The sequence below is a fragment of the Halorussus aquaticus genome (assembly GCF_024218795.1).
Taxonomy (GTDB): domain Archaea; phylum Halobacteriota; class Halobacteria; order Halobacteriales; family Haladaptataceae; genus Halorussus; species Halorussus aquaticus.
This window is the reverse complement of sequence record NZ_CP100400.1, coordinates 2,748,313-2,763,168: the sequence shown is the minus strand read 5'-3', so window position 1 is coordinate 2,763,168 and position 14,856 is coordinate 2,748,313. Positions and strand designations below refer to the sequence as shown.

The window sequence follows — 14,856 nt, the reverse complement described above, 5'->3', positions numbered from 1 at the left end:
ACCGCAAAGACCCCGCCCGACGTTCACCGACCGATGAACGTCGGAGTGTTCGGCCGAACCGTCGAACTGGACGCCGGTCGCGTCGCGGTATCGGAGGCCGAACTCCGCGCGCAGGTCGGCGAGTACGTCGCGGGCGACCGGCGGACCTTCGACGTATCGGTGGCCCTGCCGGACGGGTTCGTGGGCGACGTGATGGCCGAGATGCGGGCGATTCCGTACGGCGAGACCCGGACGTACGGGGAACTCGCCGACGCGCTCGATACCGCGCCCGTCGCCGTCGGACAGGCCTGCGGGAAGAATCCGGTTCCGTTGGTCGTCCCCTGCCACCGCGTCGTCGGCGCGGAGTCGCTCGGCGGCTACTCGGCGGGTGACGGGCCTGCGCTCAAGCGCCGACTCATCGAACACGAACGCAACGCTGGCGATTAGTCGGTGACGACCTGCGTCACGTACCCCGTGATGCCCGACTGGAGTTTGACCTTCACTCCCTGCGGACTCTCCCCCTCGTCGATGATGGTCTGAATCTCCCCTCGAATCGGGTCGGCGTCCGCGGCGTTGTCGGCGTTCGACTGTTCGATTTCGACGGTCATGCCGCGACGGAGTTCGCTCTCCGCCGGTCGGTCTGCGGACATACGCCCAACTGGGGGCGAGTCGAGTAAGAAGATGACGGCCCGGAACTGTCAGGGCTTATTTCTTAGGTTTCGGCCATAATTACTAAGCGGGTACTACCAGACGCGTAAAACGCGGTTGCGCCGTGACTCCGGTCTACGACCGAGCCGCCCGTCCTCGCCTGTCATCCGATGTCCGCGCTCTCACCATCCGCGCGGTCCTCGGGTCGTCGAGTTCCATCCTCCACTTTCGATACCGTCCGACGGACACCGCCACATGAATGCGTAACCGAATCGTGTCAGTTACGCAGACATGAAAACGGATTTGAACTTCGATTACTCGAACTTCTCGAACGGTTGTTCACAGTCGTTGCAGTAGTGCATCGACCGGCAGAGCGACGGTCCCTTCGGATGCTCGCGCTCGGTGTCGGTCGAGTCGCAGTAGGGGCACTCGGCCCCAGTCTCGTCGCCGGACGTGTCCACGCTCGGGTCGGGTCGTCGCACGGTCAGATGCTCAGGCCGAACTCGTTCAGGTCGGCCTTCCCCCGTTCGGTCACCATCTCGACGGACCACTCCGGACTCCAGACGAGTCGCAGGTCCACGGACTCGACGCCTTCGACGCCCACCACGGACCGCTCTACCTCGTCGGTCAGCATGTCCCGCGCCGGACACCCGGAGTAGGTCAGGGTCATCAGCACCTCGGCGTGGAATCCGACGTCTTCCCGTTCGGTCACTTCGACGCCGTATATCAGCCCGAGGTCCACGATGGAGACGGGCATCTCGGGGTCCTCCACGCCGTAGAGCGCGTCCCACACGTCTGCTTCGATTCCCTCCGCGCCCTCTCCGGTCGCCGGGAGGTCCTCGACTTCCTCGCCCTCGACGTACTCGGTGTACGCGCAGAGCGCCGGGTCGGCGCAGTCGTCGTCGAATCCGGGGACGTCGCCTGTTCCGGGAATCTCGGCGGCGTCGAGGTCCTCCGGGTCCTTCTCCCGGAGGTCCGGAATCTCGGGGTCGTAGGGCAGTTCACTCGACACGGTCAGGCCACCTCGTCGGGGTCCTCCATGATGCGAGTCGCCTCGTGTCGGTCGAGTTCGCGGTAGGTCGCGGTGAACTCCTCGCGGAGGTCGTTCCAGTCGTCGGTGTGGGACTTATCGCGCCCGATTTCGTCGGGGAGGTCGGCGTCCGCGTCCGCGTCGAGACCGAGGCCGTCGAGGTACGGGACCACGGTGTCGAGCCACGCTTCGCGCATGTCCGCGAGCGATTCGGTTCGGAGACCCAACTCGTCGATGCGCCCCTCGACCTCCTCGTCGGCTGGCTCGAAAATCGTCAGGGCGTAGGGGAACAGTCGGTCGAGCGCCCGCTGGACGCGCTCGCGGCCCGTTTCGTCTTCGGTGAGTCGTTCGAGCCAGTTCTCGGCGTGTTCGCGGTGGTAGTCCTCTTCGCCCTGAATCTTGCCCACGCGGTCGCGGATGCGAGAGTAGGACGAATCGACGAGGGCTTCGAGGCGAATCTCCTCGGCCACGTCGTAGAGGTACGACCGAAGGACGGGGTCGGCCCAGTCGCCCTCCTCGAACGGGAGTTCGACCATCGTGCCGTGTCGCCACTCGTCGGCGGGGCGCTCCCATATCAGGTCGGGTTCGTCCGGACCGAAGTCCTGCAATAGGTCGTACCAGAGGCGGGCGTGGCCGAGTTCGTCCTGCGCGATGTTGGCCAGCGCGAGGTCGGATTCGAGCGTCGGCGCGCGGACCTGCCACTCGGTGTAGCGCTCGGCGAGGACGAACTCGTCGTCTGCGAGGCGGAACAACAGGGTCTCGACCGCCTCGCGCTCCTCGTCGGAGAGGTCGTCGGGACCGGGCAGTCGCTCGGCGGTCGTCATCAGTCGTCACCTCCCTCGGTCTGCGCCTGTCGGCGCTCGGCCTCGGCCTGCACCTGCTCGCTCTCGGAGTCCGCGACCTCCTCGGCCGCGGCCTCGAAACTGTACGACTGCGCCCAGCGGTAGGACTTGTCGGTCGTGCCGCCGAAGTTGGCCTCCTCCGTGTCCACTTCGCCGATTTCCCTCTGGGGAACGACCCAGAGGCTGTTGGTCGGCTTGCGCCGCCCGTGCTGAACCTCGGCGAACATGAGCGCCATCTCGCGGTCGGGCGCGTGGACGTTCCCGCAGTGAGTGTGGTAGTCGCCGGACTGCTCCTGTCGGAACACTTCCCAAATCATGGTTAGTCGGCCGCCTGCGGGGTCTGGCCCGCGCCCTTCGCTTCCCAGTCGTCCAAGCTGTTCCGGACCCACTCGACGGCCTCCTGCGTGCGACGCCGCTTACCGATCTGCTCGTGGCTCCCCTCGGAGTCGTTCTTGGCGATGGTGAAGAACTCCTCCCAGTCGAGGTCGTCTTCTACGACCTCGTAGGTGCCGTCGCCGTTCTCGCGGATGCGGGGTTCGTCGGGAATCTCCAGTCCGTACTTCTCGGCCTTCGGCACGTACGCGCTGAGGAAGGCGTTGCGCAACTCGTCGTTGGTCATCGTCTTCAGGCCCACGTCGGCCGAGAAGTCGTGGTGGGTGGACTTGTCGTCGGTCGGTCCGAAGAACTGGATGATGCGGGGCCACCACGTCTCGAAGGCCGCTTGGGTCTTCTCCTGTTCGGCCTTCGACCCGGTCATGAGTTCGTAGAGGATGGCCTCGCCGTGCTTGACGTGGAACCCCTCCTCGAAGCACACCTTGTCCATCGCGTGGGCGTAGGGTTCCCAGCTACTCTGCTTGAGCGTGGCCTGTCGGCGCATCGCCGCGCCGTCCACGAAGAAGGCTATCATGGGCGTCTCGACCCACGACTCCATCGGGTAGTGGAAGCAGTTGAGGAACTTCCCCTCCCCGTTCGCCAACTCGTCGAGCATCTGCTCGCGGGTCTTGACGCCGAGCGACTCGGCGGCCCGGTAGAGCAGTTGTCCGTGACCGATTTCGTCCTGTACCTTCGCCGAGAACGCGAGTTTCCGGTCGAGGCTCGGGGCCTGCCGGATGAAGGGCCGTTCGAGGTACGCCCCCATTATCTCGCTGTTCGCGTGGAACTGAATCATCCGAGTCGCGGCCTTCCGGTACTTCTCCGGGAGGTCGTCCTTCGGACTGAACTCCCGCGGCCCGGCGCGCTCTTTCACCTGTTCGATGTCCATATACAATCATCTACAATCTATACTGACATACCGATTGACCCGTCCATGTAGCGGCTTTAAGTACTCGGCCGGACAAATATCTCGCATGACCGACGGGCCGACCGCCGTCCGCGGACGCCCGGCCAACTGCCTGACTTGGGGAAAATACGGCCCTCCGTCGGGAGGAGAGTCCGACCGCTGGCCGACGAGTGACCCCTTTTGGCGCGGGCAGTGTGGAGAGCGCCGATATGTCGGCCAGCGACCGCGAGCGACCGGGCGCTTTCTTGCCCCTCTTCACCGACGGTCGTCCGTGTCTCGGCGAACCGTCGATTCGAGGGGTGTCCGAGATTGATAGACGAGTGCCTCGTCGTGGAGTTCAGCGTGACCGGCGACGACTGCCCCCTCGCCGACGCGTCCCGCGAGACGGGAGTCACCGTCGATGCCCGGCCGCCGCAACTCCGGCGCGACGACAACGCGCTCCTCCGATTCTCCGCAGGCGACGCGGCCGACGACCTCGCCGCCGTCCTCGACGCCGACGAGCGAATTCGGTACCTCCACACCTCCCGGACCGACGGCGCGACCAACTTCCGGTGTCTCTCGAAACACCCCTGCGTCGTCCACGAACTGACCGACGCGGGGTTCATGGCCGAGACGCTCCAGTACCGTGCGGGGACCGAGCGCCACACCGGTGCGGTCGTGGGTCACGACGTGTTACAGGGCGTCCTCGCGGCGGCCGCCGAAACCGTGGGCGTCTCCCTCGAACGCGTCTCTCCGCTCGGGAGCGAGGACGACGACGCGGTCGCGCAGCGATGGGACGTGACGCCCGCCCAAGAGGCCGCGCTCCGAACCGCGCTGGAGATGGGCTACTTCGAGGTGCCGCGGGGCGCGACCGCGAGCGACGTCGCCGACGAGTTGGGAATCAGCAAGTCGGCGTTCCTGGAGCGTCTGCACCGCGGACAGGCGACGCTGTTCGCGCAGGTCTTCGGGTAGGCGGTCCGTGGACGGTCTCACCCCTCGTCCGCGGGACCGATTGGTTCCCCGTCGCCCGCCAGAATCGAATAGGTGACTGTCACGGCCACGAAACCGAGGAGCAGGGCGAGCACGAACAACCCACCGCCGCCGACGGAAATCAGCGTCAGCGCGAGCAGGACGGCAACGACGACCAGCAAGACGATAATAGCGTCGAGGCGCTTCCGGAGGGCGTCGTCCATATGCGAGTGCTCTCGACCTGACGGAAAGTAGGTTTCTAAACAGGTGGGTCCGAACCGAAGTAAAATTGTAATCTGAACAAAATGTCCGAACGATGGCCGACTCAGACCTCACGCTCACCGACGTCCCTCGCCTGCTCGAACTCGTCGCGTTCCTGCTCGCCGTCCTCGTGTTCCAGAACGGCGGCACCGTCGGCGTCTTCGTCGGCGGCGGCGCGGCGCTTCTGCTCGCGTTCGACGCCCTCCTCCGGTTCACTAAAGAAACAGATAGTAGTGCTAAAGGCCGCTAGAGCGTCCTATAAAAACGGTATACCTGTCCAAAGGGAGGATACGAATGTCTCTCACCTCTCGACAGTGATTCGACCGTCCAGCGACGCCTCGACTCCCGATTCCCGCGCGTACTCCACCAGCGCGTCGTACTGAACGCCGACGACTTCGGTCACGTCGGCGCGGGTGACGCCCGGGAACTCGTCGGTCTCGACCACGTACTCGTTCGTGGCGAGCGCGTACTCCGCCTCGGGGTCGAGGGAGTCACCGCCGACTCTGACTTCACGGACCGCACGTCCGTCGCGGTTCCAGACGACCGACATCCCGGCGAACTGGCCCCACCACGCCTCGTCGTCCGCAATCCAGGCCGCGCGCTCGTCGGTGACGACGGTCGCCTCGGCCAGTTCGCGGAGCGCCGCGCCCGAGACGCTCACCACGCAGAGGTCGGCGGCGAACGGTGCCAGTCCCATCACGTCCGCGACCGTCACCTCGCCGGACAGCGGCGGGCCGCTCCGGAGCATCCCGGTGTCGTAGTAGCCCACGTCGGCGTCGCCCGCCCAGCGGTACGCGTCCGCGAGGAAGTTCGAGACACGCTGTTCGCCCGCGAAGCACGCCCGCCGGTCGCGCTCGATGGGGTCGTCCACTGAGTCGAGGACCGCCGAGAGGCCCGTCTCGGCCATCCGCGTCCGCAGGCGGTCGGCGACCTGCTCCGCGCACGGGAACCGTTCGACCTCCCGGCGAGTCGCGCGGACCTCGTCGCCCAGTTCGACCTCCCAGACGACTCGGCCGTTCGCGCACGGCCGGACGACCAGCGTGTCGTCGATTCGGTCGCGGCGCTCGCCGTGGACGTGTCCGGCCAGAATCGCGTCGAGTTCGGCCGCCCGCGCGAGAGCGGTCAGGCGCTCGTCGTGGACGTGCGCGAGCGCGACGACCCGCTCGACCCCCTCCGCGCGGAGTTCGGCCGCCCGCTCGCGGACCGCGCTCGCGGGGTCGGCGACGGTCAGCGAGTCCGGAATCGACGATTCAGGTTCGCTCACGCCGACGAAGCCGACCCGGCGACCGTCGCGCTCGACGACGGTCACGGGGACGACACCGGCGTCCGCGGCGAAGGGGTCGCCGTCCTCGCGGACGTTCGCGCTGACCCACGTCTGGGGCGACTCGCGGACGACGGAGCGAGTCGCGTCGAGACCGTAGTCGAAGTCGTGGTTGCCGAACGTCTGCACGTCGGCGTCCAGCGCCTCGAAGAAGTCGAGCGCCTGCGCGCCGTCTTCGACCATCGGGAGGACGCCCGGCCCGATGTCGTCGCCGGTGCCGACCACGACCGTCTCGGCGTCGCGTCTGGCGGCGACGCATCCGGCGAGGCGGCCCGCGCGCTCGGGACGGTCGTAGACGTTCTCTACGTCGGAGTAGTGGAGGAGTCGCATCAGTCAGAGACGTTCCCGTTCGGCTTTTCCTATCCCGTCTTGTAGACGCCGCGCGCGTCCGCGACCTGCGTCTCGTCTTCGGCGTACACGTACACGTCCACGACGCCCACGTCGCTGCCGCACCGGACCACGTCGGCCTCCGCCCGCAGGTCGCCGGTTCCGGCTTCGAGGTAGTCGATGCGCATGTCGATGGTCGGAACCGGCTGGTCCACCAGCGAGACCAGCGCCGCGCCGCCCACCGTGTCAGCCAACGTGAAGGTGACGCCGCCGTGAGCCATCATGCGGTCGGCGTTCCACGACAGTTCCTCGCGCATCTCCACCTCGCCCTCGGCGTGGCCGTCCTCTACTTCGGTCACTTCGACACCGAGCAGGTCCGCGAACGGCATCTCCTCGAAGAAGCTCTCCACGTCCATACTGGCGTTCTGCACGCGGCAGCGGCTTAAGTATACTTCTTCTGTAACCTCGCCGACCCTATCGCCGCGGTCGCTCGCCCGACCGCCTCGCCGGGCGGCCCGCAGAGCGAGTCGCGTAGGTTTAAACGCCACGGCGCGCAATCCACGGACATGACCGACGACGGAACTCGTTCGGGGGAGAGCGACGCGCCCCGGACCGCTGGCGACGAGGGGGACGCGACCCGCGAGCGCGCCGGATGGTTCGAGGACCTCGCTCCCGACGACACCGAGGCGGGCGCGACCGGCATCCGCGAGGGGCGGGCCGACGCGCCGGACGACTGGCCCCGGCGAGCGGTCGAATCGGGGTTCGCCGACGACGAGAACGACTACTACGACAAACTCTGCGAGGCGTCCGTGCGAGCGGCGCGCGAGGCCGCGGCAGAGCGCGAGCGCGCGGACGACCAGCAACTCGTCCACGCGGTCCGAGCGATGGACGACGCCGCGGCGCAGGCCAACGAACTCGCCGAGCGCGTCGCCGAGTGGGCCGGGAGTCGGGACGCCGACGCCGGGACCGGCGTGGAGTACGCCCGGGAACTCGCGACCCGCGACCCGGCGTCGCCGACCGAGGAGCGACTGATTTCGCTGGCCCGCCGGACCGCCGACCTCGCCGACGAGAGCGACGCGCTCCGGGAGTTCATCGAGCGCGAGACCGCCGACGTCGCGCCGAACCTCGCGGCGATGGCCGGGCCGGTTCTCGCGGCGCGGTTGATGTCCCTCGCGGGCGGTCTCGAATCGCTCGCCAAGAAACCGTCAGGAACCGTACAAGTCCTCGGCGCGGAGGACGCGCTGTTCGCGCACCTCCGGGGACGCGCGTCCTCGCCCAAGCACGGCGTCATCTTCACCCACGAGTACGTCCGGGGGACCCGACCGGAGAAGCGCGGGTCGGCGGCCCGGACCCTCGCCGGGAAACTCACCATCGCGGCCCGCGTGGACCACTACTCCGGCGAGCGCAAACCCGAGTTGGACGAGGAGTTACGGCGACGCATGGACCAGATTCGGGGGCGGAGCGACGCCGACGGGACCGAACAGGAGGGTGAAGCGTGACCGACCTTCCCGAGGGCGTCGAGCGCCGCGCCTTCGACGGAAGCGAGCGTCTGGCGACGCGGGGGCCGCCGGTCTACGGCGAACCCACCGACGAGGGGTGGCGGTGCTGGGACGCCGGACGGTCGAAACTCGCCGCGATGGTCGAGTCCGGACTGGACACCGGTCTCGCGGGCGGCGAGACGGTCCTCTACCTCGGCGCGGCCAGCGGGACGACCGTCAGCCACGTCGCCGACTTCTCCGGACCGACCTACGCCGTGGAGTTCGCCCCCCGGCCGGTCCGGGATTTGGTGGGCGTCGCCGAGGACCGACAGAACCTCTTTCCCCTGTTGAAAGACGCCCGCAAGCCCGAGAGCTACGCCCACGTCGTGGAGTCCGAGGTGGACGCCATCGTCCAAGACGTGGCGACTCGCGGGCAGGCCCGCGTCGCGGTCGAGAACGCCCGGTTCCTCCGGGAGGACGGTCGCCTGCTCGCGGCCATCAAGGCCCGCAGCGAGGACGTGACTCGCGACCCGGAGGACGTGTTCGACGACGCGCTGGCCGACCTCCGGGAGCGTTACGAGGTGCTGGCGACCGAACGACTCGAACCGTACCACGACGACCACCTCGGCGTCGTGGCCCGACCGAAGTGAGGCGAGTCGTTCGGCCGGTTTGAGGCGATTCGCCCGACCGCGGTGAGCCACCGTCCCGGACGCTTTCGCCCGACCCTGCCGGGTTCGGAACTATTTATACGCCGGATTGCGAACTCCCGAGAAATGGACTCGGGTTCGGCTGAGAGCTTCGCGGAGATGGGGACGCTGGGCATCGAGGAGGAGTTCTTCGTCGTGGACCGCCGGGGCCGCCCGACGGCCGGGACCGACGAACTCGTCTACGAGCGCGACCCGCCCGAGATTCTCGACGGGCGACTCGACCACGAACTGTTCAAGTGCGTCATCGAGACCCAGACGCCGAAGATAGAGCGACTCGCGGACGCCCGCGACCACCTGCTGGCGGTCCGGAACGCGCTGGTCGAACACGCCGAAGCGGGCGGGTTCCGAATCGCGGCGGCGGGGCTTCACCCCGGTGCGAAGTGGCGCGAACTCGAACACGCCGAGAAGCTGCGGTACCGGAACCAGTTGAACCGGATTCAGTACCCACAGCACCGCAACACCACCACCGGTCTCCACGTCCACGTCGGCGTGGACGACGCCGACAAGGCGGTCTGGGTCGCAAACGAGATTCGGTGGTACCTGCCGGTGATGCTCGCGCTGTCGGCCAACTCGCCGTACTGGAACGGGTTCGACACCGGTCTCCAGTCGGCCCGGGCCAAGATTTTCGAGGCGCTGCCGAACACCGGGATGCCGACTGACTTCGACTCCTACGAGGACTTCGCCGCGTTCGAGGAGACCATGCTCCGGACCGACTCCATCGCCGACCGCGGCGAACTCTGGTACGACGTGCGGCCCCACACCGGTCTCGGTACGGTCGAAGTCCGGACGCCGGACGGTCAGCGCGACCCGGAACGCGTGCTGGCGTTCGTGGAGTACACCCACGCGCTGGTCCGCGACCTCGCCGAGCGCTACGAGGACGGCGAGCAGGGGTATCGCCACCGGCGGGAGCTACTGGACGAGAACAAGTGGCGAGCGATGCGCTACGGCCACGACGCGGCGTTCGTCCGACGCGACCGCGAGGGCGAAATCGGTCTGGGCGAGGTCGTGGACCGGGAGTGCGAGCGACTCGGCGTCTCCGGCATCCGCGACATCTACGACGGCGAGAGCGGGGCGGCCCGCCAGCGGCGGGTTCGAGACGAGGAGGGGACCGACGCCCTCTACGAGTCGCTGGTTCTGAGCGAGCGATAGCCGCCCGACCCCGAACAGCGGAGCGCCACCGCCTGTAAGCAAAGTTTTTACTCGCCCGCGGCTTGTGTCCTCGTAGAGAGGACATGTCCGGAGAAAACACAGACGACGAGAACGTGAACGTCGAGGACGACACCGTCGAAGAAGCGGAAATCGACGACGCGGACGACGACGTGACGGTCGAAGAGGAACTCGAGGTGGACGAAGAAGGCGACCTCACCGAGGAAGTGAACGTGGAGGTAGCGGGCGAAGAGACGGTGTCGGTCGAGCAGGACGTGTCTGTCGAAGACGAGGGCCGGGACCGCATCTCGAAGGGCCGCGAGCGCCTCGAAGAGGAGGCCGACCGCGCGGTGGACCAGTTCGATCAGGGCATCGTCGATCTTCTCTCGTGGGTCCTCGACACCGAGACGCGCGCCCGAATCTACGTCTACCTCCGCCAGCAGCCCTACAGCACCAGCGAGGAGATCGCCGAGGGGACCGGTCTCTACCCCTCGACGGTCCGCGAATCGCTGGCCGAACTCCACGACGAGGAGATAGTCGAGCGCCGCAAGCGCGAGAGCGAGGGCGCGGGCAACAACCCCTACGAGTACACCGCCATCGCGCCGAGCGACCTCGTCGGCGGTATCGTGGGCCAGATACAGGACGAACTCAACACGGTGTTCAATCTCGACGACCACCTCGACTCCGAGACCGACGCCGAACTAGAGTCGGAGACGAGCGAACCCGTGAGCATCAGCGTCGAGGAAGAGGAGTCGGACGACGACGACGAGGAGTAATATTCACGTCCCCGGACGATATTCCGAAGGCACTAAGCCGGGGGGAACCCTTCCCGAGGGTATGAGGGTTGCCCTGGGCGGGACCTTCGACCCGGTCCACGACGGCCATCGCGCGCTGTTCGAACGCGCGTTCGAACTCGGCGACGTGACGGTCGGACTGACTAGCGACGAACTCGCGCCGAAGACGCGCCACGAGGACCGGTACGTCCGCCCGTTCGACGAACGGAAGGCCGACTTGGAGGCCGTGCTGGCCGAAATCGCCGACGAGTACGACCGAGAGTTCGAGGTCCGAGAGTTGACCGAACCGACCGGCATCGCCACCGAACCACAGTTCGACGCGCTCGTGGTTTCGCCCGAGACGACCGACGGTGCCGAGCGAATCAACGAGATTCGGGAGGAGCGCGGCCACGACCCCCTCGACGTCGAGGTCGTCCCGCACGTCACGGCCGAGGACGGCGACATCATCTCCAGCACGCGCATCGTCAAGGGCGAAATCGACGAACACGGCGACCTCACTCCGGAACGAGACGGCCGCGACGCGGAGCGGTAGTCGGGTTTTGACACGCACATCTCGGCGTCTCACTCACCTCACCAGTCTGCGGTGACGGCGGCTACGAGTGACCGAAGGACTCCTGCTTCATCGCTCGGTGGCGACGACGCCGAGTCGCGGAGCGACGAGTACGACCGCACCGACGAACAGCAATCCCTGCAGCCAACCCGGAACGAGCGCCAGCAGTCCGAGCGACTGGGCGACGCCCATACAGACCACGAACCCGCCCGCGACGAGCGTGACGTTTCCGGCGTAACTCGCGAACACGGGCGAGGGGTCCGTACTATCGAAGGGAGCCGATCCCACGACGAGCGTCGTCCACTGGCGATACTTCACGAGATAGCCGACCGCGACGATGGCCGCGCCGAGGAGAAGAGTTGCCCACGCAGTGGATAGCACTTGAGCCATCAGTAATACGATACTTCTCTAGGAGGTCAATTAAACGACACGCTTCGCTCCGAGACGGGCCGCGTCCGTCGCTACCACGACGGCGGTTCGAGACCCGCCTCTTCGAGCAGTTGCTTCCAGCGCTGTTGGATAGTCAGTCGGGCGACCCCCACGGCGTCGGCGACCGCTCCCTGCGAGCGCTGGTCGCCTTCGATGAGCGACCCGGCGTAGAGACTAGCCGCGACGACGGCCCGCCGGGAGTCGGCGTCTCGTTCGTCGGGGGCGTCCCACTCCGAGACGGTCGAGAGGAACAGGTCGGTCGCCCGAGACCGGGCGGCCGTGTCGAGGTCGAGGCGGTCGGCGGCCTCCTCGATTTCGGCGAGCCAGCGCTGGTTCTCCACGTGGTCACGTGCCCGATACACGATACGTCGTTACGACCGAGTTCACATAAGCGTCTCGGGGTCGGGTTGCGATTAGACGGACGGCGGCGAGTTCGGCGCGTGCCGTCACCGCTCACCGGTACCGGGAGAACGACAGTTTCTTGTCGCCCTCGCCGGAACTGGGGAGTGCGCGCGGGTTGCCAAGCCAGGCCAACGGCGTAGCGCTTAGGACGCTATCCCGTAGGGGTCCGCCGGTTCGAATCCGGTCCCGCGCATTCTACTGTCGCCACTTCGCCTAGTCGTTCGTCTACTTCGCGTCTCTCCCCGAAGATTGAGGACCGCATCGGGAGTCGTGATAAGTGGTACCACTGCACATTACGATATGCTACCAAATTAGATGTGACGTAAATAAATCACCAGCATCACTTCGGTTCGGTATACTTTTCCTCTTCTATTACATATTAGTCCAAACATGTCACGGATGGAGGACGCGTACGACCCGAGAGTCCGTTGGCGGGGACTGATGCGGGCCGTACTTCTGCTCGTTGGCGGCGGGGTGGCCGCAGTCGGGGTCGTCGCGGCGACCGCGAGTCTCGTCGCGGGGTTCGGCCTCGGCAAAGCCGCCGCGCTACGGGTGGCGGTCCTCTTCGGCGGTGGGTCGCTCCTCGCGTCGTTCGTCGCGTTGTTCGTCCGCACGGCCGACACCGACTTCCCGTGGGGCGTCACGGGTCTCGGAACGCTCGTCGGCGCGACGGGTCTCGCGTTGTTCTGGACGACGGTTCCGACCGGATGGACCGGCGAACTCGCGGCGTTACCGCCTGCGGCAGTCGGGACGTACGTCTTCGGTCTACTGGCCGTGTTCGGTGCAGGCGTCACTGCCGACTCCGACGACGATGACTCGGAGTCGAACGAAGAACCCTGCCGGTCGGACGCCTTCGGGAGTATCGAAACGGTCGTGGTGTCGGCCGAAGACGAGGGAGACGACGCCGCGCGGACGGCGACCGTGGGCGACGGCGGTGAGACCGGGAGCGACCTCGAGTTCTTCGAGGACGAGAGTTCGTAAGTAGTCCGCTGGCTAGTATCAGACGACGAGTCCGAGAGAAGATACCGGGCAGTCATCGGGGAACCCAGCCGACAGCTCGTCGCAGTCGCCTGATATATACACCCACAAACCTTTTCTCCGGTCGCTGAGTCGTTTCGGGTAATGGCTGACGTGAGCGAACTCTTGGGGGACGTTACCGAGGACGCCGATGCGGTCTTTCTGTTCTCACCCAGCGGGTCTTACTACGACCGATACGCCGACCTCGACGCGGACGTGGATCTGGTCGTCGTCGGACCGGAGAACTCCGTCGGGGCCGACGAGTTCGTGGAACTACCGCTGGAGTTCGACAACGCCCGAGAGCGAATCCGGTTCGGTATCGAAGGCGGGATGGAACAGGGAATCGTCGAGGACGGCGACGTGGTCGTCTGCGCGGTCAGCATGTTCGAAGACGGGACCGACACCGTGACGCGAGCGCGTGCCAGCGATTCGATGCACTCGGGCGTCTACGACCTCTTCGCCAACTCGCGGGCCGACCCCGGCGTCATCCGGGACGTGTTCGAGGTGGCCATCGAACTCGGCAAGAAGGGCCAGAAGGGCAAGCCGGTCGGCGCGCTGTTCGTCGTCGGCGACGCGGGCAAGGTGATGAACAAGTCCCGGCCGCTCTCGTACAACCCCTTCGAGAAGTCCCACGTCCACGTCGGCGACCCCATCGTGAACGTGATGCTCAAGGAGTTCTCGCGTCTCGACGGCGCGTTCATCATCAGCGACGCGGGCAAGATAGTCTCTGCCTACCGCTATCTCGAACCGTCCGCCGAGGGTGTGGACATCCCCAAGGGTCTCGGTGCGCGCCACATGGCCGCGGGCGCTATCACCCGCGAGACGAACGCGACGGCGGTCGTCCTCTCCGAGAGCGACGGTCTCGTCCGGGCGTTCAAAGGCGGCGAACTGGTACTCGAAATCGACCCGGAGGAGTACTGATGCAGGTGGAGTTCGACGTCCTCCTCCGCGACCAGTTTCAGTTCATCCTCGCGCTGCTCATCCTCCTCGCGGGTCTGCTCGCGGGGTACGTCATCGGCCGGGTGAACCAGCGACTCCTGACCGCCGCGGGCGTCCCCGAAGCCGTCGAGCGCACGCCCTTCGAGCGCACGGCCCAGAGCCTCGGGACCGACACCGTCTCGCTGGTCTCCCGACTCAGTTCGTGGTTCATCTACGGCGTCGTCGTCCTCATCGCGCTCAACGTCGCCGAACTCCTCAACGCCCGCCTCTTCTGGAACGGCGTGCTGACGTTCATCCCCGACCTGTTCATCGCCATCCTCGTGTTCATCGTCGGGTTCGTCGTGGCCGACAAGGCCGAACTCGTCGTCGGCGAGCGACTCCGGTCGGTCAAACTCCCGGAAGTCGGCGTCATCCCGCGACTCGTCAAGTACACCATCGTCTACCTCGCGGTACTGGTCGCGCTGGGGCAGGTCAACGTCGCCATCGAGGCCCTCCTCATCCTGCTGGCGGCGTACGTCCTCGCGGTCATCCTCTTCGGCGTCGTGGCGCTCTGGGATCTCCTCCGGTCATCCGCGGCGGGCGTCTACCTCCTGCTCAACCAGCCCTACGGCATCGGCGACGAGGTCGAGGTCGGCGACGACCGCGGAATCGTTCAGGAAGTGGACGTCCTCGTCACCCGAATCGAGAACGACGGCGAGGAGTACATCATCCCCAACAGTCGGGTGTTCGAGCAGGGCGTCGTCCGGATTCGGGACTGAT

The 14,856-nt window shown here is 66.6% G+C and carries 22 protein-coding genes and 1 tRNA gene; 12 read left to right on the top strand and 11 right to left on the bottom strand.

All coding sequences use genetic code 11. The features are described from left to right. Positions 1-33 precede the first annotated feature (33 nt). On the top strand, positions 34-426 hold the full coding sequence (locus NGM06_RS14240) for a methylated-DNA--[protein]-cysteine S-methyltransferase (protein WP_368410491.1): 393 nt from the start codon (positions 34-36) through the stop codon (positions 424-426). Here the strand turns inward: NGM06_RS14240 and NGM06_RS14235 are convergent. The 6 genes from NGM06_RS14235 to paaA all read right to left on the bottom strand — a co-directional run bounded on the left by NGM06_RS14235 (position 423) and on the right by paaA (position 3,760). Continuing rightward, on the bottom strand, positions 423-629 hold the full coding sequence (locus NGM06_RS14235; RefSeq protein ID WP_163521806.1) for a DUF2196 domain-containing protein: 207 nt from the start codon (positions 627-629) through the stop codon (positions 423-425). The genes NGM06_RS14240 and NGM06_RS14235 overlap by 4 nt on opposite strands. A 312-nt stretch (positions 630-941) precedes the next feature. After that, positions 942-1,109: a 1,2-phenylacetyl-CoA epoxidase subunit PaaE gene (gene paaE, locus NGM06_RS14230; protein ID WP_205427413.1), complete on the bottom strand. Its 168-nt coding sequence runs from the start codon at positions 1,107-1,109 to the stop codon at positions 942-944. 2 nt (positions 1,110-1,111) lie between these two features. Next, positions 1,112-1,561 (bottom strand): 1,2-phenylacetyl-CoA epoxidase subunit PaaD, encoded by a 450-nt coding sequence (paaD, locus tag NGM06_RS14225; protein WP_368410490.1) that lies wholly within the window; start codon positions 1,559-1,561, stop codon positions 1,112-1,114. An 80-nt stretch (positions 1,562-1,641) separates the two neighbouring features. Then, the gene (gene paaC / locus NGM06_RS14220; protein WP_254267595.1) at positions 1,642-2,481 is read right to left on the bottom strand and encodes a 1,2-phenylacetyl-CoA epoxidase subunit PaaC; all 840 of its coding nucleotides are present in this window, start codon (positions 2,479-2,481) and stop codon (positions 1,642-1,644) included. Continuing rightward, on the bottom strand, positions 2,481-2,816 hold the full coding sequence (paaB, locus tag NGM06_RS14215) for a 1,2-phenylacetyl-CoA epoxidase subunit PaaB (RefSeq protein ID WP_254267594.1): 336 nt from the start codon (positions 2,814-2,816) through the stop codon (positions 2,481-2,483). The genes paaC and paaB overlap by 1 nt, the downstream gene beginning before the upstream one ends. A 2-nt stretch (positions 2,817-2,818) precedes the next feature. Beyond that, positions 2,819-3,760 carry a 1,2-phenylacetyl-CoA epoxidase subunit PaaA gene (paaA, locus tag NGM06_RS14210; protein ID WP_254267593.1) on the bottom strand — a complete coding sequence of 314 codons (942 nt, stop codon included), beginning with the start codon at positions 3,758-3,760 and terminating at the stop codon, positions 2,819-2,821. Between the two features lie 327 nt (positions 3,761-4,087). Between paaA and NGM06_RS14205 the strand changes: the two genes are divergently transcribed. Further along, positions 4,088-4,729 carry a helix-turn-helix domain-containing protein gene (locus tag NGM06_RS14205; RefSeq protein WP_254267592.1) on the top strand — a complete coding sequence of 214 codons (642 nt, stop codon included), beginning with the start codon at positions 4,088-4,090 and terminating at the stop codon, positions 4,727-4,729. Positions 4,730-4,746: 17 nt separating this feature from the next. Here the strand turns inward: NGM06_RS14205 and NGM06_RS14200 are convergent, their stop codons facing one another. Further along, positions 4,747-4,950: a hypothetical protein gene (locus NGM06_RS14200; protein WP_254267591.1), complete on the bottom strand. Its 204-nt coding sequence runs from the start codon at positions 4,948-4,950 to the stop codon at positions 4,747-4,749. A 92-nt stretch (positions 4,951-5,042) separates the two neighbouring features. Between NGM06_RS14200 and NGM06_RS14195 the strand changes: the two genes are divergently transcribed. Continuing rightward, positions 5,043-5,237: a hypothetical protein gene (locus NGM06_RS14195; RefSeq protein ID WP_254267590.1), complete on the top strand. Its 195-nt coding sequence runs from the start codon at positions 5,043-5,045 to the stop codon at positions 5,235-5,237. Positions 5,238-5,288: 51 nt separating this feature from the next. Here the strand turns inward: NGM06_RS14195 and NGM06_RS14190 are convergent, their stop codons facing one another. After that, a complete protein-coding gene (locus tag NGM06_RS14190; protein ID WP_254267589.1) occupies positions 5,289-6,638 on the bottom strand; it encodes a bifunctional metallophosphatase/5'-nucleotidase in 1,350 nt (449 codons plus the stop codon). Positions 6,639-6,667: 29 nt separating this feature from the next. Continuing rightward, the gene (locus NGM06_RS14185; protein ID WP_254267588.1) at positions 6,668-7,051 is read right to left on the bottom strand and encodes a PaaI family thioesterase; all 384 of its coding nucleotides are present in this window, start codon (positions 7,049-7,051) and stop codon (positions 6,668-6,670) included. Positions 7,052-7,201: 150 nt separating this feature from the next. Here NGM06_RS14185 and NGM06_RS14180 point away from each other — a divergent pair, with 150 nt between their 5' ends. The 5 genes from NGM06_RS14180 (at position 7,202) to NGM06_RS14160 (ending at position 11,292) form a co-directional block, all read left to right on the top strand. Next, on the top strand, positions 7,202-8,134 hold the full coding sequence (locus tag NGM06_RS14180) for an NOP5/NOP56 family protein (RefSeq protein WP_254267587.1): 933 nt from the start codon (positions 7,202-7,204) through the stop codon (positions 8,132-8,134). Further along, a complete protein-coding gene (locus NGM06_RS14175; RefSeq protein ID WP_254267586.1) occupies positions 8,131-8,763 on the top strand; it encodes a fibrillarin-like rRNA/tRNA 2'-O-methyltransferase in 633 nt (210 codons plus the stop codon). Before NGM06_RS14180 ends, NGM06_RS14175 begins: the two co-directional genes overlap by 4 nt. 123 nt (positions 8,764-8,886) lie before the next feature. Continuing rightward, a complete protein-coding gene (locus NGM06_RS14170; RefSeq protein ID WP_254267585.1) occupies positions 8,887-9,969 on the top strand; it encodes a glutamate--cysteine ligase in 1,083 nt (360 codons plus the stop codon). 272 nt (positions 9,970-10,241) lie between these two features. After that, complete coding sequence (locus NGM06_RS14165; RefSeq protein ID WP_254270038.1) at positions 10,242-10,742, top strand: winged helix-turn-helix domain-containing protein; 501 nt, start codon at positions 10,242-10,244, stop codon at positions 10,740-10,742. A 61-nt stretch (positions 10,743-10,803) separates the two neighbouring features. After that, the gene (locus tag NGM06_RS14160) at positions 10,804-11,292 is read left to right on the top strand and encodes a phosphopantetheine adenylyltransferase (RefSeq protein ID WP_254267584.1); all 489 of its coding nucleotides are present in this window, start codon (positions 10,804-10,806) and stop codon (positions 11,290-11,292) included. A gap of 87 nt (positions 11,293-11,379) precedes the next feature. On the opposite strand, the gene NGM06_RS14155 is transcribed toward NGM06_RS14160, so the two are convergent. Next, on the bottom strand, positions 11,380-11,700 hold the full coding sequence (locus tag NGM06_RS14155) for a hypothetical protein (RefSeq protein WP_254267583.1): 321 nt from the start codon (positions 11,698-11,700) through the stop codon (positions 11,380-11,382). Positions 11,701-11,771: 71 nt separating this feature from the next. Further along, entirely contained in the window at positions 11,772-12,101 is a 330-nt protein-coding gene (locus tag NGM06_RS14150) for a transcription initiation factor IIB family protein (RefSeq protein ID WP_254267582.1), read from the bottom strand. A gap of 148 nt (positions 12,102-12,249) precedes the next feature. Between NGM06_RS14150 and NGM06_RS14145 the strand changes: the two genes are divergently transcribed. From NGM06_RS14145 to NGM06_RS14130, 4 genes are all read left to right on the top strand, one after another. Then, a tRNA-Leu gene (locus NGM06_RS14145) sits at positions 12,250-12,334 on the top strand. A gap of 197 nt (positions 12,335-12,531) precedes the next feature. Continuing rightward, positions 12,532-13,122: a cell division protein CdpA domain-containing protein gene (locus NGM06_RS14140; RefSeq protein WP_254267581.1), complete on the top strand. Its 591-nt coding sequence runs from the start codon at positions 12,532-12,534 to the stop codon at positions 13,120-13,122. A gap of 141 nt (positions 13,123-13,263) precedes the next feature. Beyond that, positions 13,264-14,079 carry a diadenylate cyclase DacZ gene (gene dacZ, locus NGM06_RS14135; protein WP_254267580.1) on the top strand — a complete coding sequence of 272 codons (816 nt, stop codon included), beginning with the start codon at positions 13,264-13,266 and terminating at the stop codon, positions 14,077-14,079. Beyond that, positions 14,079-14,855 (top strand): mechanosensitive ion channel domain-containing protein, encoded by a 777-nt coding sequence (locus NGM06_RS14130; protein WP_254267579.1) that lies wholly within the window; start codon positions 14,079-14,081, stop codon positions 14,853-14,855. Before dacZ ends, NGM06_RS14130 begins: the two co-directional genes overlap by 1 nt. Position 14,856 lies beyond the last annotated feature (1 nt).

Coding starts and splice junctions, on each gene's coding strand:
- NGM06_RS14240 (WP_368410491.1), top strand. CDS start 34: ATGAACGTCGGAGTGTTCGGCCGAACCGTCGAACTGGACGCCGGTCGC.
- NGM06_RS14235 (WP_163521806.1), bottom strand. CDS start 629: ATGTCCGCAGACCGACCGGCGGAGAGCGAACTCCGTCGCGGCATGACC.
- paaC (WP_254267595.1), bottom strand. CDS start 2,481: ATGACGACCGCCGAGCGACTGCCCGGTCCCGACGACCTCTCCGACGAG.
- paaB (WP_254267594.1), bottom strand. CDS start 2,816: ATGATTTGGGAAGTGTTCCGACAGGAGCAGTCCGGCGACTACCACACT.
- paaA (WP_254267593.1), bottom strand. CDS start 3,760: ATGGACATCGAACAGGTGAAAGAGCGCGCCGGGCCGCGGGAGTTCAGT.
- NGM06_RS14200 (WP_254267591.1), bottom strand. CDS start 4,950: ATGGACGACGCCCTCCGGAAGCGCCTCGACGCTATTATCGTCTTGCTG.
- NGM06_RS14195 (WP_254267590.1), top strand. CDS start 5,043: ATGGCCGACTCAGACCTCACGCTCACCGACGTCCCTCGCCTGCTCGAA.
- NGM06_RS14190 (WP_254267589.1), bottom strand. CDS start 6,638: ATGCGACTCCTCCACTACTCCGACGTAGAGAACGTCTACGACCGTCCC.
- NGM06_RS14185 (WP_254267588.1), bottom strand. CDS start 7,051: ATGGACGTGGAGAGCTTCTTCGAGGAGATGCCGTTCGCGGACCTGCTC.
- NGM06_RS14180 (WP_254267587.1), top strand. CDS start 7,202: ATGACCGACGACGGAACTCGTTCGGGGGAGAGCGACGCGCCCCGGACC.
- NGM06_RS14170 (WP_254267585.1), top strand. CDS start 8,887: ATGGACTCGGGTTCGGCTGAGAGCTTCGCGGAGATGGGGACGCTGGGC.
- NGM06_RS14160 (WP_254267584.1), top strand. CDS start 10,804: ATGAGGGTTGCCCTGGGCGGGACCTTCGACCCGGTCCACGACGGCCAT.
- NGM06_RS14155 (WP_254267583.1), bottom strand. CDS start 11,700: ATGGCTCAAGTGCTATCCACTGCGTGGGCAACTCTTCTCCTCGGCGCG.
- NGM06_RS14140 (WP_254267581.1), top strand. CDS start 12,532: ATGTCACGGATGGAGGACGCGTACGACCCGAGAGTCCGTTGGCGGGGA.
- dacZ (WP_254267580.1), top strand. CDS start 13,264: ATGGCTGACGTGAGCGAACTCTTGGGGGACGTTACCGAGGACGCCGAT.
- NGM06_RS14130 (WP_254267579.1), top strand. CDS start 14,079: ATGCAGGTGGAGTTCGACGTCCTCCTCCGCGACCAGTTTCAGTTCATC.